The following is a 15377-nucleotide window of genomic DNA, read 5'->3' as shown; positions in this document are numbered from 1 at the left end:
CAAAGAGAACGTTTCGGTTGCGCTAGGCAGCCGGTGCGAATGTAGGAGAGTTCATTCAGGGAGGTAGTAATGAACAAATTCATCAAACTTGCAGCAGCTGCCGCTGTTGCAATTACCGCAAGCACAAGCGCTTTTGCCGCTGATCGCACGCTAACGATCTCAAGCTGGACCGGCCCAGGCCATGGCATTAACGCCATCATGTGGCCCGGCTTGATCAAAATGATCGAAGAAGCGACCGATGGCAAAATCACCGCTGAAGTCAAACTCGGTCTTGCCCCACCACCAGCTCAAATGGATTTGGTTATGGATGGCGCGGCGGATATGACCATCATTTTCCACGGATATCAGCCGGGTCGTTTTACCGCCACTCAACTGATCGAATTGCCGGGTTATGAAGGTAACGCTGAAGCAGCTTCAGTTGCATACTGGCGCGTGCACCAAGCCCATTTGGCAAAGCTTGATGAGCACCGTGGGGTAAAACTCATGGGTCTAACGACGCATGGGCCAGGCCAAATTCACTCAAATAAAGAAGTAAAAACACTTGCTGATTTGAATGGATTGAAAACTCGTCTACCAGGCGGTGTTGCCAGTGTTGCTGGTGCAGAATTGGGCATGATCGGCATTCAAGTGCCAGCGCCAAAAGTTTACGAAACATTGGCATCAGATTCAGCTGATGCGGTTGCTATGCCTTATGAAGGACGTGCAGGCTTTAAGCTGACCGAAGTGGCTAAAAACGTTTATGAAATGCCAGGTGGTTTCTACCGTGGGTCATTTGCGTTTTTGATGAGCCAAGAAACTTTCGACAGTCTGCCTGCTGATTTGCAGAAAGCATTGGACGAAAAAGTGTTCGGTGAACCTGCCAGCCGCATGCTTGGTGCTGCTTGGGATGAAATTGATGAAATTGGCCGCAAAGCAACTGCTGATGCGGGCGACAACTCAATTACAATTGCAAGCGAAGAAGACCAAAAGCTTTATGGTCTGTATGCAGCTGAAATCACCAAAAACGTGTTGGCACAACTTAACGATTTAGGCATCGACGCTCAAGCGGCCTACGATATGGTCAAAGCTGAAATGGCTGCCCAATAGTTGGGTCCTATTTGACTTTTTAGTTTGGCGCGGGTCAACTCGATCTGCGCCAAATTAATGTTCGGCTGAGGAACATTCTATGAAATCTGCTCTGAACTTTATTCGACGACTGTCACAACTGCCGCTGCTGGTTGCTTCTCTGGTGCTGTTCTTGCTGATGGCGATGACGTTTGCTGACGTGATCCTGCGCTCAACGTTCAATGCGCCCATCGAGGCGGCAACCGAACTTACCCGCATGTTTATGGCCATCATTGTCTTTTTGATCATGCCCATTATCAGTGGTACCCAAGAACACATTGTGGTCGATCTCGCTGACCCGTTATTCACCAACAAATGGGCGATCCGCATACGCGACACCATTGTTAACCTGTCGTGCGGGGCCATGTTGCTGTGGCCAGCGCGTCAAGTGGTGGTTTTGGCCGAGCGGGCACGCGACTATGGCGACGTAACCGAATATCTCGCCATCCCTCAGTTTTATATTGGATGGTTTATCGCCATTATGACTTTTGTAAGTGCGTTTGTGTTGCTCGCCCGTGGGTTGATCACCTTGTTTGCACCTCAACTATTGGAAGAGCAAAATGATTGAAGCTTTAATCGGTTTTGGTGCCGTTCTGACCTTGGTTTTGCTGCGCATGCCTTTGGCCTTTGCCATGGGGCTTGTGGGTATGGTTGGCTACATGCACGAAACAAGTTTTCGCGGTGCCCTGTCGATGGTGTCGCGGCTAATTATTGATACCTCACAAGATTATGGCCTGTCGGTGGTTCCATTGTTTATTTTGATGGGGCTATTCGTCAACAAAGGCGGCATTGCCCGTGAGCTCTATCAGGTCTCTTATGCATTCTTGGGGCATATGCGTGGTGGACTGGCCATGGCCACAATTTTGGCTTGTGGCGGCTTTGCTGCCATCTGTGGCTCATCCCTTGCAACCGCTGCCACCATGTCCAAAGTGGCCATGCCGCAAATGCGCAAATATGGCTATGAAGACAGCCTATCAACCGCATCGATTGCCGCTGGTGGTACACTTGGCATTCTCATTCCGCCCTCGGTTATTTTGGTGATCTATGGCCTGCTGACGGAAACATCTATCGGTAAATTGTTCATGGCGGGTATTATTCCCGGCTTGCTCGGCATCCTGTTTTACATCTTCGCGGTAAAATTCACTGTCACCCGCAACCCAAAAGCGGGGCCCGCTGGTGAACGCACAAACTGGGTCGGTCGGCTTGGTGCGCTACGTGGTGTTTGGGCTGTGTTGATATTGTTCTTCTTGGTTATTGGTGGGCTATATGGGGCGCTTGATGTTTGGCCAATCCATTTAACCTTCTCGCCAACTGAAGCTGCAGGCATGGGCGCCGCCGGCGCGTTTCTAATCGCCTTGTTCCGTGGCAGCCTGAACCTAAAAGCTGTGCTGGAAGTGCTCAAGGAAACAGCGATCACCACAGCGTCTTTGTTCAGCGTCTTGATCGGCGCATGGATATTTTCAAACTTCATCAATGTTGCCGGTTTGACAGAAGGCCTGCGCGATATGATCACATCGTACAATCTTGCCCCCTGGATGGTGATGGCCATCATTTTGGGCATCTACATTGTGCTGGGTATGATCTTTGAGAGCCTGTCGATGTTGCTGCTCACCGTGCCCATTTTCTTCCCCCTTGTGGTTGGACTTGGGTTTGATCCGGTATGGTTTGGTGTTGTTGTGGTTGTGGTGACAGAAATCAGTCTGATCACCCCGCCCGTGGGCCTCAACGTTTTCATTTTGAAAAATGTTGTGGGCGATGTATCCACCGGCACCATCTTTAAGGGCGTCACCCCATTTTGGGTGGCAGACATCATCCGGCTTGCTTTGCTCGTTGGCATTCCAGCCCTGTCGCTGTTCTTGCCGTCGCAAATGTAGTATTGGTTTTGCTTAAACAATCTCAAAAGGGCCGCTTTAGCGGCCCTTTTATTTGAGCGCAGCGAGCTCGCCGTAGAGGTTGTTCTGGAATCCAACCCTCAGGTTTGGTCTTTTAGTTGGCGAAGTTCTGGTCGAAATTTTTGCGCTGACTTAATTCATGGGCCCAAAAAAGTGATCAATTTCAGCCTTAAAGTGCAACAGGCTTGGTAAAATAGCCACACACATGGCGGCGATTTCGTCGGTTGGGTCAAGAATATCGGGCACCATCACTGTGGCCAATCCAGCAGCGCTCGCGGAACGCACACCATTGTGACTGTCCTCAAACGCAATACAATTTTCCGGCGCGAAACCCAAGCGGGATGTGGCGGTCAAAAAGGGCTCAGGATGCGGTTTCCCTTTTGTCACATCCATGCGCGTAACAATGGTATCAAAATAGCTGTGCAGCCCCGCTTCTTCCAAATGCTTATGTGCAGAAGCACCCGTTGAGGTGGCCACCGCAATGGGCACACCACGCGCACTTAAACCTGCCACCAATTCTTTTGCGCCATTTTTCACCGGAATGCCTTTTGACATTTCTTCATGCGCGCGCTCGACCATCAAATTTTCGTAAGTTTGTACGTCAAAATCTTTTCCGAAAAACTGCTGGTAAATCGGCACATTTTCAGTTTGCGGAATGCCCACGAAGGCGGCAAACATCTCGTGGGTCAACTCATGGCCCCACTCTTTGCACAGCTGTTGCATCACCCGTTTGTAAATCTGTTCTGTGTCCAAAAGCAGCCCATCCATATCAAAAACCACAGCCTCAACTTTTTCTGGCCAAAGACCGAGTTTGTTTTCGATTGCAGGCTGGGGCGCGTTCATGGTCTTCTCTTCGAATATGGTTTGTAGATTCTGCCAGAAAGGCATCGCAGAACAATGAATAAATATGTGGCGCTATTTCGTGGCCTAAATGTGGGCGGCCACAACAAAATCAAAATGGTTGATCTTAAAGCGATGCTAGAGGGTGCAGATTGTCAAAAGGTTACCACCTACATTCAATCCGGTAACGCTGTGTTTTTACACAATCGCAGGCGTGACGAAATTGAAGACTTTCTTGAAACGGCCTTTGAAAACCAATTTGGCTATAAGCCCGACATAATTGTGCGCACCAATGAAGAAATCGCCAGTGCAGCCAGCGAATACCCCTTTTTTACAAATGATCGAAACATGAGTTACATGATGACTGGCTTCACACGCCATGCACCATTTGGCGATGCGCTTTCTACCCTTGAGGAGGTGGCGGAAAATGGAGAATTGGTGCAGGTCACAGACAGTGAAATACACATCTACTTTGCCAATGGTTCGGGTCGATCAAAACTCGCAGCGCTCAACTTTGCCAAAAAAATCGGTACGCCAATTACAACTCGTAATCGACGCACCGTACTCAAACTGCTTGAGATGATTGAAGATCTCTAGTGCTGATGGTCGCTAGCCGTGCGCAGTTCACGAACGGACTGATTGAGCACCTGCCATGCAGACGATAAGAACAGCCCCGCCATGATGATCGCCACGATCAAATCTGGCCAGCCCGAGGCCGTGCCCCACACCCCAAGCGCTGCAATCATCACGCCAACATTGCCAATTGCATCGTTGCGCGAACATAGCCAGACCGAGCGCACATTGGCGTCTCCATCTTTGTAAGCCATCAGCAACAAGACGCTAGCAAGGTTGGCAACAAGGGCCATAAAGCCGATCACGCCCATTGTTTCTGCATGGGGTACACCAACATAAAAGAACTGATAAGCGGTGGAACCTGCCACCCAAAGTCCCATCGCCAAAAGTGTCAGGCCCTTAAACAGCGCAGCAGTTGCCCGCACACCCTGGGGTCGTCCGATCACCCAAAAGCTAATTGCATAGGTCACACCGTCTTGCAAAAAATCCAATGCGTCAGCTTTTAGCGCTTGAGAACCGGAAAGCTGACCGCCACCCATTTCAACACCAAACATCACCAAATTGATGATGGTCACCCAGATTAGGCGTTTCTTGTATTCTTCAGACATGCCATCAAATGTGTGGTTGTGCCCGCAACATTTCTCGCTCATATGCAACGCATCTTTCTTTATTTTCGCCAACGCTGATGCTAGACATAATTGCTATAGTGACTAGAGGTTCAAGCCCCATGCGCAAAAAACTTGAAGAATATTCGATTGGCCAGCTTTCAAAACATGCAAATGTGAAAGTGCCCACCATTCGGTATTATGAACAAATTGGCTTGCTAGAAGAGCCTTGGCGCACGGAAGGTGGCCAGAGGCGTTATGATCAGGACGCTCTGAACCGCCTAGATATGATCGTTCATGCGCGCGATTTGGGCTTTTCCATCGATGCTATTCGCGAGTTCATCCGTCTCGCCGGGCACCCAGACGCGCCATGTGAAGACCTTGACCAAATCACCGAACATCATCTAAACGATGTCACACAACGAATTCAAAAGCTCGAGCGCTTAAAGGCCGAACTTCAATCCATGCTGAACAATTGCCAGCATGGCACAATTGAAAAATGCCGTATTCTTGAAGTCTTGAGCGATCACAACAACTGCCAAACAGAGCATTAGGCGCAACAAGCGCCTTTTGAGTATTCCATCTCTTCAGTTTTAATTGAAGGGACATATCCGCTTTTTCAAAGATCAAGGACAATTGTCATGACCACCGAAATGCCACAGCTCAAAATCAACGACCACCGCCTCGAAAAACAAATCGCATTTGTAATGGAGATGGACAAACTCAAAGCCGTTGACCGGATGACCAAAATCATCTGCGAAGACCGAGTAGAGAATGACGCTGAGCACTCTTGGCATGTGGCATTGATGGCGCTGGTGCTTGAACCCTATGCGGGCGAGAAGGTGAACATCGAGCGGGTGATCAAAATGCTATTGGTGCACGACGTCGTCGAAATTGATGCAGGTGATACCTATATTTATGCTGGAGCAGATGCAGCTGAACAATTTGAAACAGAACGCAAAGCTGCCAACCGAATTTTTGGCCTGCTGCCCGATAACCAAGCTCAAGAGCTAACCCAGTTATGGCAAGAGTTTGAGGCGCGCGAAACAGCAGAAGCCAAATTCGCCAAAGCCATTGATCGGCTTTCACCCTATATCTACTACGGATTTGCAGGCGAGGGCTGCTGGGTCGACCAGGGTGTTGATGAAGCGATGGTGTGTGGCCAAATGGTCAGTATGAACGATGTATCGGTTGATCTGAAAAACCTATATGAAACTTTGCTCAAGACCTACCAAGATTTTGGTGTGGTCCGAGATAGTAAAAACCCAACGATTGAACCAGAGAACCAACACAAGCAGTTGGCGGATCATATGCGCACCGTCCAATTTACCAACGTTGATCTCACCAAGCGCATCCACTTTGTCATGGAAATGGACAAGCTAAAGTCCATCATTCGACAAACTCAACTGGTCAGCGTTGATCGACTGGAAAATGACGCGGAGCATTCTTGGAACCTTGCGATCATGGCCGTAATCTTAAAAGAGCACGCCAACATGGACGTCAACCTGTTGCGGGTTCTAAAGATGTTATTGATCCACGATATTGTCGAGATCGACGCAGGTGATGCACCCATTCACGACCTTGAAGCGCAAAAGGGCAAAGAAAAACGCGAAATCGACGCTGCCAATCGCCTGTTTGGCATGCTGCCAAGTGATTTTGGCGATGAGCTGAAATTGCTTTGGGAAGAATTTGAAGCACATAAGAGTGATGATGCTCAATTTGCGCGCGCAATGGATCGATTGTCGCCGTTACTGTACAGCTTCCACACGAAAGGCGTTCGCTGGACATATTTTGATGTGAATGAAGATAAAGTGCGTATGCGCAATGGTGCCATTCAGGATGGTTCACAAACACTGTGGGCGCTTGCCAAAACCATTATAGAGCAGTGCGTTGAAGCAGGATACCTCAAGCGCTGCGCGTAACTTCGCCAACACTTGGTTCAAGTGTTTGGCCATCGTCAAAAACAGACCGATTTCTGCCACCCGATTTGGCCAGATACATCCGCTCGTCCGCTCTTTGCACAAATTCGCTTAGCGATTGCCCGGCTTGGTGCAAAGAGCCGCCAATGGAAACGCTCAAACGATGGTGTTTTGCGCCCTTGTTGTAGACGAGTTTGCGCACATTTCGGCGTATATTTTCAGCGACAGATTTCGCCATCTTTTTGTTCGCATTGGGTAAAAACAGGCCAATCTCTTCGCCACCAATGCGGCCAATCAAAGCTTCGGCGGGCGGTGTGCTCTTGATAGCATTTGCAATGGCCCTTATGGCGTCGTCGCCAATCGAATGGCCGAAATCGTCGTTGAGTTTCTTAAAGTGATCGACATCGATAAACAGGAAGCTGCCCGCAGTTGGGCCCCCCATAGGCGTATGCAGAGCGACTTCAACAGCCTGCAAAAATGCCGTACGATTCATCAATCCAGACATTTGATCCGTGCTGGCAATCTGTGCCAATTGTCTTGATAGTCGCCTTAGTCGAGCGTTTTGATTGTGGATGTAATAGCCGATCGGGAACGCAACAACAGTGGATACGACAAGTGTAACAATCGATGCCCTTGGAATAGATGATGGGTCCAAGAAGCTGTAAATTGTGAAAACAAAGATCTCGGCAAGAATGACTGCACTGACCATTACCCTAACGGCACCCAGAACAATTGAGTGATCTTTAGTGTCCGGCAGGTTCTGCGGTTGATTTGCATGCTCTTGCATCAGTCTTTCTCCACACCATTTCTGGGCATCTTTGATCGCAAAGTAAGCCAAATCGGTTAAGATCGACCTCAGATGTTTGGTAAACACACCGTAAGCGTTCCATGAAGGGCAAGGCAAAACTGCCTGCTTATTTAGCTCAAGAATTGACCCGGTTCATGCGCTGAAATCTATGGCAGACACTTACGCGGTCGCTTTTTCGCCCCTTTTTTTGCCGGGTGAACACATGTTGAGTGCAGTGGGCTCGCGTTAACTGGCGTCGCATGCAGATGCTAAAAGTCCAACTAATCCTTTTAGACGCGGTTCAATCATTGACCCATTCAAACTCAAGCCGTAAAACATCTCTCGCAGCGTTCCTTTTAGGAACTGAAAGCGATTCCGGTGCGGTCGACCCAAATAGGGGGCCAAGTCCTGAGCTGCTCGACGTTTTGATATAAATGAACTCTGCCTCGTTTTTTAAAAAACTACAGAGGTAGAAAATGACTAAAATTCTCATTTCCACATTCGCCACCCTTGTAACAACCAGCGCAGCATTTGCTCACGCAGGCCACACGGCGGTTGTTGACGGTCACGCTCACACCATAGCAGATCTTGTGCTCATGGGGGCTGCGCCAGTGGCGCTCGGCTTGGCAGCAATTGCCCTTGTTCTTTATGCGCGCGGTCGCAAATCGTGAAGCGCGATTTGAACCTTCCGGCCGACACAGCAGTAATGTTGTGCGGCCACGGCAGCCGCAACCAATTGGCGGTGGGCGAATTTGCCCACCTCAAAGATCGCTTAAAAGAGAAGCTTGGCGATGTGCCGGTTGAATATGGCTATTTGGAATTCGCAGATCCAGTGATCCACCACGGGCTAAATAAGCTTAAGGATCAGGGGATCAAGAAGGTATTGGCTGTGCCTGGCATGCTATTTGCGGCTGGTCACGCCAAAAACGATATTCCTTCGGTGCTCAATAGCTATCAAGCGCAAAACCCAGAGATGGAAGTCATTTATGGGCGCGAACTTGGTGTGGATTTGAAAATGATCCGTGCCGCTGGCGAACGTATTGAAGAAGCTTTGGCTAAAGCGGGCGGCGACGTGCCGCGTGAAGAAACGCTTTTGGTTGTCGTGGGCCGCGGTGCGTCTGATCCGGACGCCAACTCAAATGTCGCCAAAGTCATGCGTATGTTGTGGGAAGGTATGGGTTTTGGTTGGGGTGAAGTTGCTTATTCAGGCGTCACTTTTCCGCTGACCGCGCCGGCACTGCGCCATGCGACCAAACTTGGCTACAAACGTATCGTTGTGTTCCCCTATTTCCTTTTCACCGGTGTGTTGGTGAAACGGATTTATAGCTACACAGATGAAGTGGCAGCAGAATATCCAGACATAGAGTTCATCAAAGCGGGTTATCTTAACGACCACGATCTGGTTGTGGATACCTTTATTGATCGCGTTGAAGAAACCCTTCATGGCGAAAACAAAATGAACTGCCAGATGTGCAAATATCGAGAGCAAGTTTTAGGCTTTGAAGCGGAAGTGGGGCTGGCCCAAGAAAGCCATCACCATCATGTTGAGGGCATTGGCGGCGGCATGGAAAATTGCCCCTGCAACGGCGATTGTGATGCATCTTGTCGGAACGAAGAGTTCTGCAAACAACATGGCCTTGAGTGGACGCCAGTTCACGCGCACGAGCATAGCCATGATCACAGTCATGACCATGACCATGACCATACGCACACTCATGATCATCACCACGACCACGCTCACCACCCTTATCCGTTTGCAGATCATCCATTAGGACCAAAAACCATGGAACAATCTACAAAAGGGAAGGGATAAAGCCCGTGGACTGGCTGCGCGATCCCCAAGCGATTTATGATGAAAGCTTTGCCACAATAGAGCGTGAGGCCGCGTTGGATCAGTTCCCCGCACCCTTGCGCAAAATAGTGGTGCGCATGATTCATGCGTGCGGCATGGTGGATTTGACCAGCGATATCCGATGGCATGGCGACGTGGCGGGTTCTGCCACGTCTGCACTTAATGCAAGGCGCCCGATCTTGTGTGATTGTGAAATGGTACGCTCAGGCATCATTCGCCGTTTTCTGCCGCAAGGTTTTGAGCCCACATGCACGCTGAACGATCCGTCAGTTCCAACGCTCGCCAAGCAAATGCAAACCACGCGCTCAGCGGCTGCAGTTGAGTTGTGGAAAGCGGATCTTGAAGGCGCAATTGTGGTGATTGGTAATGCACCGACGACGCTGTTTCATTTGCTTGAACAGATTAAAGCAGGCGCGCCAAAACCCGCAGCTATCATTGCAACGCCCGTGGGGTTTGTTGGTGCCGTTGAATCAAAACAAGCATTGTCGGAAGCGAAATTGGACATTCCATTCGTCACCGTTCTTGGACGACGAGGCGGGTCGGCAATGGCCAGTGCAGCGCTAAACGCAATCACCATTGATGGAGAATGGTCATGAGTGAACCTTGGCTACATGTCGTTGGCGTAACCGCGCGCGGGGTGAAATCGCTCGCGCCCGAACAGCGCGCGTTACTTGATTCAGCCAAAATAATCATTGGCCCGCCACGTAGTCTACCAAAGGTGCGCGAACTCGATGACCGTTTGGTCACTTGGCAATCACCGCTTAGCGCAATGATAGAGCAAATCCTGTCCTATCGCGGTACGCCAACGGTGATATTAGCCACCGGCGATCCCACATGGTTTGGCATTGGCGCAACGCTTACCGCACACATTGCGCCGGAAGAATTCGAAATTCACCCAGCGCCTTCTGCTTTTTCACTTGCCGCAGCGCGCATGAAATGGCCGCTACAAAATGTTCAATGCATCTCTGTGCATGGCCGTCCTGTTGATATCCTTCATTCCCATATTGTACCGGGTCAACGCATTTTGGCGCTAACAAGCGATGCGAGCACTGTTGCAGAAATTGCAAAACTTTTGACCAACCGTGGCTATGGTGAAAGCCAAATGACAGTGCTCAACGCCATGGGCGGGGAAACAGAAAGCCAAGCCGAGTTCTTGGCAAAGGATCACTCCAACAAAGGCGTGGGTAATCTCAACACTGTTGCCATCGATTGTGTCGCGGATGAGCGTGCGCCGATATTGCCACCTTTGCCCGGTCTGCCAGATGGTGCCTTCGTGCATGATGGGCAATTGACAAAACGGGAAGTGCGTGCTGCCACTTTGGCCAAACTAGCGCCGTTGCCGGGCCAACAATTGTGGGACGTGGGCGCAGGATGTGGCTCGGTTGCGATTGAGTGGATGCGGGCGGCACCCCGTGCAATCGCTACTTGTTTTGAGCGTCACGCGACGCGCATTGAAATGATCGAAAAAAACCGCAAGGCGCTTGGTGTTCCCGGGCTCAAAATTGTTTCAGGCCAAGCACCTGAAAGTCTTGAAGGACTAGATGCGCCCGATGCGATATTTATGGGCGGTGATGTGGGCAATGAAGCACTATTTGATTTCTGTTGGGCCGCTTTAAAACCCGGTGGTCGGTTGGTCGCCAACGCAGTAACCCTGGACGGTGAAATGGCATTGGTGCACCGGCTTGAAAAACATGGCGGCGACATGGCCCGAATAGAGATTTCACATTTGGACAATGTTGGCGCACACAAAGCGCTGCGCCCGCGCATGGCAGTAACCCAATGGAATGTCGCCAAACCGCAAGAGGTTGAACAATGAGCGGCACGCTGACCCTTGTAGGCGTTGGACCGGGCGACCCCGAGTTGTTAACCCTCAAGGCGGTCAATGCCATTGGCGCAGCCGATGTAGTGGTCTATCCGCAAAAGCCTGGCGAAACTTCACTTTCCTTGTCGATTGCTCAAATGCACATCGGTGCGACTGCAGTCCGATTGCCGGTCAATGTGCCAATGAAAGTTGAACGCGAACCAGCACAACAGGCCTACGACCAGATTGCCAAGACGATTTCGTCTCTTCTTGATGAAGGCAAGTCGGTTGCTTACTTGTGCGAAGGTGACCCGCTGTTTTATGGCTCGGCCATGTATATGATAGAGCGCTTGCCTCAGGCGCGTGTTTCAATTGTGCCCGGCATTACTTCACTCACCGCCACCGCATCTGCCATTGGCCGTCCGCTGGCTGCGCGCAACGAAACCCTCAAGGTTTTGCCAGCGCCCCTAGACAGCGAAAAACTGATTTTTGAACTCAATCACACCCAAAGCGCCGCCATCATCAAAGTTGGTCGCCATTTTGATCGGATCCGTGATGTGCTCACGCAAACGGGGCACGCCGCAAACGCCATCGTGGTGGAACATGCCACCCAAAACTGCCAAAAGGTGACGCCACTAATGGATTTTGCCAAAGACGAACGCCCCTATTTTTCAACCATCCTCTGTTACAAAGGAGATGAAGCATGGGGCAAATAAAATCACCTCTGGTCGTCTCATTCTCCGTTGCTGGCGACACAACCGCACGAAAAATCGCTGACCACCTGAACGGCCAACTTTGGCTTAAAAGCGATAAGGATGGTCAAGACAGCATAGCGATTCTGCAATCCGCCTATAGCGCTGAGCGCTCAATTGTTGGCGTTTGTGCATCCGGCATTTTGGTGCGCTATCTCGCACCTATTCTAAGCGAAAAAAGGTCAGAACCAGCAGTTGTTGCCGTGTCGCCCAATGGCGAGCAAGCGGTGCCCCTTTTAGGTGGGCACCACGGCGCGAACCAATTGGCTTTAGATCTCTCAGCATTGCTTGGCGGCAACGCCGCCATCACCACGGCAAGCGACAATGTCTTGGGCATCTCTTTGGACGAGCCTCCATTTGGTTACGTTTTGGCAAACCCCGATGCGGCCAAATCTGCCATGGCGAAATTGCTCGCGGGCGAAAAAATCAATCTGGTCGGCAATGCCCCCTGGCTTGAAAAAAGTAGCCTGCTCTTAAAAGATGGCACTGTGAATGTGGCGATTGATCATCTGGTACAAGACGGTGCATCACTCCATATCGTACCAAAGAACTTGATCGTTGGCATTGGGTGCGAACGCCATTGTCCAGCTGATCACGTGATCGCACTGGTCGAAAAAACACTGGCCGAAAACAACATTTCACCGCTCGCAATCGCTGCCATTGCGTCCATTGACTTGAAGTCAGATGAAGCAGCGCTCGATGCCGCTGCAAGCCATTTTAATGTACCTTTGCGCACATTCACCGCCGATCAGTTGAAACAAGAGGCAGCCCGCGTCCCCAATCCTTCAACGGTGGTTTTAAGCGAAGTTGGCACCCCATCAGTTGCAGAGGCATCGGCGATTAAAGCAGGAGCCCTGTTGGTCGAAAAGCAAAAGACCAACAAAGCAACTTGCGCCATAGGTATCAGCGAAACACCAATTGACGTTGATGCGTTCGGCACTCTAGCGGGTGCTCTCTATCTTGTGGGCCTTGGCCCCGGCACCAACCAATTGCGCACCCCTATAGCAGATATGGCTCTGCGCCGTACCAGCGATTGGGTTGGGTACGGATTGTATCTGGATCTCGCTGCCGACGCTAAAACCGATCAAATCGAACATCGTTTTGCCTTGGGTGAAGAAGAGTTGCGCGTGCGCCATGCGCTTGAGTTGGCAGGCAGCGGCAAACAGGTCGCGCTGATTTGTTCAGGCGATGCGAACATTTTCGCCATGGGTGCTTTGATCTACGAATTGCTGGCCGCAACAGGCGACCGCGCCATATCCGACGCGGCTAAACGCGTGGCGATAGAAACATGCCCCGGCATTTCCGCTTTCCAAGCTGCCGCCGCAAAATCAGGCGCGCTAATAGGTCATGATTTTTGCTGTATCTCCTTGTCGGATTTGCTGACCCCGCGGGAGGATATTCTCAAACGTTTGGATGCTGCCGCAGCAGGAGACTTCGTAACCGCTTTCTACAATCCGCGCTCCATGCGTCGCACGGACCTGATTGAAATCGCCAAAGAGAAGTTTTTGAACCATCGCCCCAACAATACACCGGTTGTGATCGCGTCCAATCTCGGACGCACTGCGGAAAAAGTGCGGGTGGTTGAATTGGGCGAGTTTAACCCTGAAGATATCGACATGCTGACCATCGTTATGTTCGGCTCATCCCAATCAAAAAGCTTCAAACGTGGTTCTGGCGAAACTGTCGCCTATACGCCGCGCGGCTACGCGAAGAAAGCCGCAAAAATGGATCAAGCATCATGACCGTATATTTCATTGGCGCAGGCCCTGGCGCTGCAGACCTCATTACCGTGCGTGGCCTCAAACTGATCGAGCGCTGCCCCACATGCCTTTATGCAGGCTCATTGGTTCCAACCGAGATCGTGGAAGCTGCTCCTGAAGGGGCATTGGTGAAAGACACCGCGCCCATGAACCTTCGTGAGATTATTGAGGACATGAGATCAGCACACGAGCGCGGTGAAGACGTGGCACGTGTGCATTCGGGCGACCCATCGATCTATGGCGCCGTAGCCGAGCAAATGCGCCGTCTCGATGATTTGCAAATCCCCTACGAAGTGGTGCCCGGCGTGCCCGCTTTTGCTGGCGCGGCAGCGAAATTGCAAACTGAATTGACCCTGCCAGAGATCGCACAAACCATCATCATCACCCGCACGTCGGGCAAAGCATCATCCATGCCCGAGCATGAAACGCTTGAGATTTTGGGCCAGTCACGCGCAACCCTTGCGATCCACTTGTCGATCCGTAACCTTAAATATGTCGAAGAAACCCTGACCCCGTATTATGGCGAAGATTGCCCGGTGATTGTCGCTTACCGTGCCACTTGGCCGGACGAGAAGTTCATCACCACAACGCTCAAAGACATGCGCGCCGATGTGCGGGCAGAAAAAATCACCCGCACAGCCTTGATATTCGTTGGCAAAGTATTCGGCCAAAAACAATTCCGCGACAGCGAGCTATATAGCGCTGACTTCGCCCATGTGCTGCGCAACAAGGGCAAAAAGAAAAAGCGTCAGGCAGCGGAGGCTGAATGATCGGCAACAAATTGCAGTGCCGCATCAACCGAATAAACCTCGGGCGCTTCTGGCAACAGTGGGCGTTCAATCATGATCACCTTTGCCCCAACCATGCGCGCTGCTTCAAGCTTGGCAGCGGTTTGACCGCCGCCCGCATTCTTGGAGACCAAATGGGTGATTTCGTGTTTTCGCATAAAGGCCAATTCGTCGCTCAATCGGAACGGCGGGCGCTCCAAAATCACGGTCACGTGAGAAGGCAAAATCACTTCGGGGTGCTCAATCGCCCGCACGAATATTTTACAGTCAGTACGCAAAACCAAAGGCTCAATATGTTGGCGACCAACCGTGACCAGCGCGTGCGCATCCGCTGGCAATTGTTTAGCTGCCGCTTCAATGTCCGATACATGGTTCCAATTGTCATCAACGCTTGCTTGCCAGGCTTCGCGCGTCAGGCGCAGCATGGGTTTGTTCATCTCAACGCAAGCATCTACAATATGGGTCGACATGGTCGCAGCAAATGGGTGCGTGGCGTCAATGATCATCTCAAAACCATTGCGACCGATAAAATCGATCAACCCTTGCGTGCCGCCAAAACCGCCAGTGTGAATGTGCCCATTGGGCAGGCGCGGCTTGCGCGTTCGTCCGGCGAGCGACGTGGTAACCTGATGGCCCTGCCGGACCAATCCGTTCGCCAAATCAATCGCTTCTCCGGTGCCGCCGAATACCAAAATTCGCATAGT

17 protein-coding genes are annotated in these 15377 nt (G+C 51.0%); 13 read left to right on the top strand and 4 right to left on the bottom strand.

All coding sequences use genetic code 11. The features are described from left to right. The first annotated feature begins 69 nt into the window (after positions 1-69). The 3 genes from O4H47_RS05420 (at position 70) to O4H47_RS05410 (ending at position 2978) form a co-directional block, all read left to right on the top strand. A complete protein-coding gene (locus tag O4H47_RS05420; RefSeq protein WP_269392941.1) occupies positions 70-1086 on the top strand; it encodes a TRAP transporter substrate-binding protein in 1017 nt (338 codons plus the stop codon). A 79-nt stretch (positions 1087-1165) separates the two neighbouring features. Continuing rightward, a complete protein-coding gene (locus tag O4H47_RS05415; protein WP_269392940.1) occupies positions 1166-1672 on the top strand; it encodes a TRAP transporter small permease in 507 nt (168 codons plus the stop codon). Beyond that, positions 1665-2978: a TRAP transporter large permease gene (locus O4H47_RS05410; protein ID WP_269392939.1), complete on the top strand. Its 1314-nt coding sequence runs from the start codon at positions 1665-1667 to the stop codon at positions 2976-2978. Before O4H47_RS05415 ends, O4H47_RS05410 begins: the two co-directional genes overlap by 8 nt. Before the next feature lie 150 nt (positions 2979-3128). Here the strand turns inward: O4H47_RS05410 and O4H47_RS05405 are convergent, their stop codons facing one another. Beyond that, a complete protein-coding gene (locus O4H47_RS05405; RefSeq protein WP_269392938.1) occupies positions 3129-3839 on the bottom strand; it encodes an HAD family hydrolase in 711 nt (236 codons plus the stop codon). A 54-nt stretch (positions 3840-3893) separates the two neighbouring features. On the opposite strand from O4H47_RS05405, the gene O4H47_RS05400 reads away from it, so the two are divergent. Then, complete coding sequence (locus O4H47_RS05400) at positions 3894-4433, top strand: DUF1697 domain-containing protein (protein ID WP_269392937.1); 540 nt, start codon at positions 3894-3896, stop codon at positions 4431-4433. Here the strand turns inward: O4H47_RS05400 and O4H47_RS05395 are convergent. Next, positions 4430-5059, bottom strand: a complete 630-nt coding sequence (locus tag O4H47_RS05395; protein WP_269392936.1) for a cation transporter — start codon at positions 5057-5059, stop codon at positions 4430-4432. The genes O4H47_RS05400 and O4H47_RS05395 overlap by 4 nt on opposite strands. Positions 5060-5136: 77 nt before the next feature. Between O4H47_RS05395 and O4H47_RS05390 the strand changes: the two genes are divergently transcribed. Then, complete coding sequence (locus tag O4H47_RS05390; protein WP_269392935.1) at positions 5137-5568, top strand: MerR family transcriptional regulator; 432 nt, start codon at positions 5137-5139, stop codon at positions 5566-5568. A gap of 87 nt (positions 5569-5655) precedes the next feature. Next, on the top strand, positions 5656-6936 hold the full coding sequence (locus O4H47_RS05385) for an HD domain-containing protein (RefSeq protein WP_269392934.1): 1281 nt from the start codon (positions 5656-5658) through the stop codon (positions 6934-6936). Here O4H47_RS05385 and O4H47_RS05380 read toward each other — a convergent pair. Continuing rightward, positions 6920-7720 carry a GGDEF domain-containing protein gene (locus O4H47_RS05380; protein WP_269392933.1) on the bottom strand — a complete coding sequence of 267 codons (801 nt, stop codon included), beginning with the start codon at positions 7718-7720 and terminating at the stop codon, positions 6920-6922. The genes O4H47_RS05385 and O4H47_RS05380 overlap by 17 nt on opposite strands. A 476-nt stretch (positions 7721-8196) precedes the next feature. On the opposite strand from O4H47_RS05380, the gene O4H47_RS05375 reads away from it, so the two are divergent. The 7 genes from O4H47_RS05375 to cobM are packed head-to-tail and all read left to right on the top strand — an operon-like array spanning position 8197 to position 14655. Beyond that, a complete protein-coding gene (locus O4H47_RS05375) occupies positions 8197-8391 on the top strand; it encodes a hypothetical protein (RefSeq protein WP_269392932.1) in 195 nt (64 codons plus the stop codon). Between the two features lie 8 nt (positions 8392-8399). Then, on the top strand, positions 8400-9533 hold the full coding sequence (locus O4H47_RS05370) for a sirohydrochlorin chelatase (RefSeq protein ID WP_269392931.1): 1134 nt from the start codon (positions 8400-8402) through the stop codon (positions 9531-9533). A 5-nt stretch (positions 9534-9538) separates the two neighbouring features. After that, the gene (locus O4H47_RS05365; RefSeq protein ID WP_331283668.1) at positions 9539-10168 is read left to right on the top strand and encodes a precorrin-8X methylmutase; all 630 of its coding nucleotides are present in this window, start codon (positions 9539-9541) and stop codon (positions 10166-10168) included. After that, positions 10165-11388, top strand: coding sequence for a precorrin-6y C5,15-methyltransferase (decarboxylating) subunit CbiE (cbiE, locus tag O4H47_RS05360; protein WP_269392930.1), 1224 nt, complete (start codon positions 10165-10167; stop codon positions 11386-11388). The genes O4H47_RS05365 and cbiE overlap by 4 nt, the downstream gene beginning before the upstream one ends. Continuing rightward, complete coding sequence (gene cobI / locus O4H47_RS05355) at positions 11385-12089, top strand: precorrin-2 C(20)-methyltransferase (RefSeq protein ID WP_269392929.1); 705 nt, start codon at positions 11385-11387, stop codon at positions 12087-12089. The genes cbiE and cobI overlap by 4 nt, the downstream gene beginning before the upstream one ends. Further along, entirely contained in the window at positions 12077-13867 is a 1791-nt protein-coding gene (locus O4H47_RS05350) for a cobalamin biosynthesis protein (protein ID WP_269392928.1), read from the top strand. Before cobI ends, O4H47_RS05350 begins: the two co-directional genes overlap by 13 nt. Further along, entirely contained in the window at positions 13864-14655 is a 792-nt protein-coding gene (gene cobM, locus O4H47_RS05345) for a precorrin-4 C(11)-methyltransferase (protein WP_269392927.1), read from the top strand. Before O4H47_RS05350 ends, cobM begins: the two co-directional genes overlap by 4 nt. Here cobM and O4H47_RS05340 read toward each other — a convergent pair. Then, the gene (locus tag O4H47_RS05340; protein WP_269392926.1) at positions 14634-15374 is read right to left on the bottom strand and encodes a cobalt-precorrin-6A reductase; all 741 of its coding nucleotides are present in this window, start codon (positions 15372-15374) and stop codon (positions 14634-14636) included. The genes cobM and O4H47_RS05340 overlap by 22 nt on opposite strands. Between the last annotated feature and the right edge of the window lie 3 nt (positions 15375-15377).

This window comes from Maritalea porphyrae (assembly GCF_027213965.1).
GTDB classification, from domain to species: Bacteria; Pseudomonadota; Alphaproteobacteria; order Rhizobiales; family Devosiaceae; genus Maritalea; species Maritalea porphyrae_A.
This window is presented reverse-complemented; position numbering and strand designations above follow the sequence as displayed.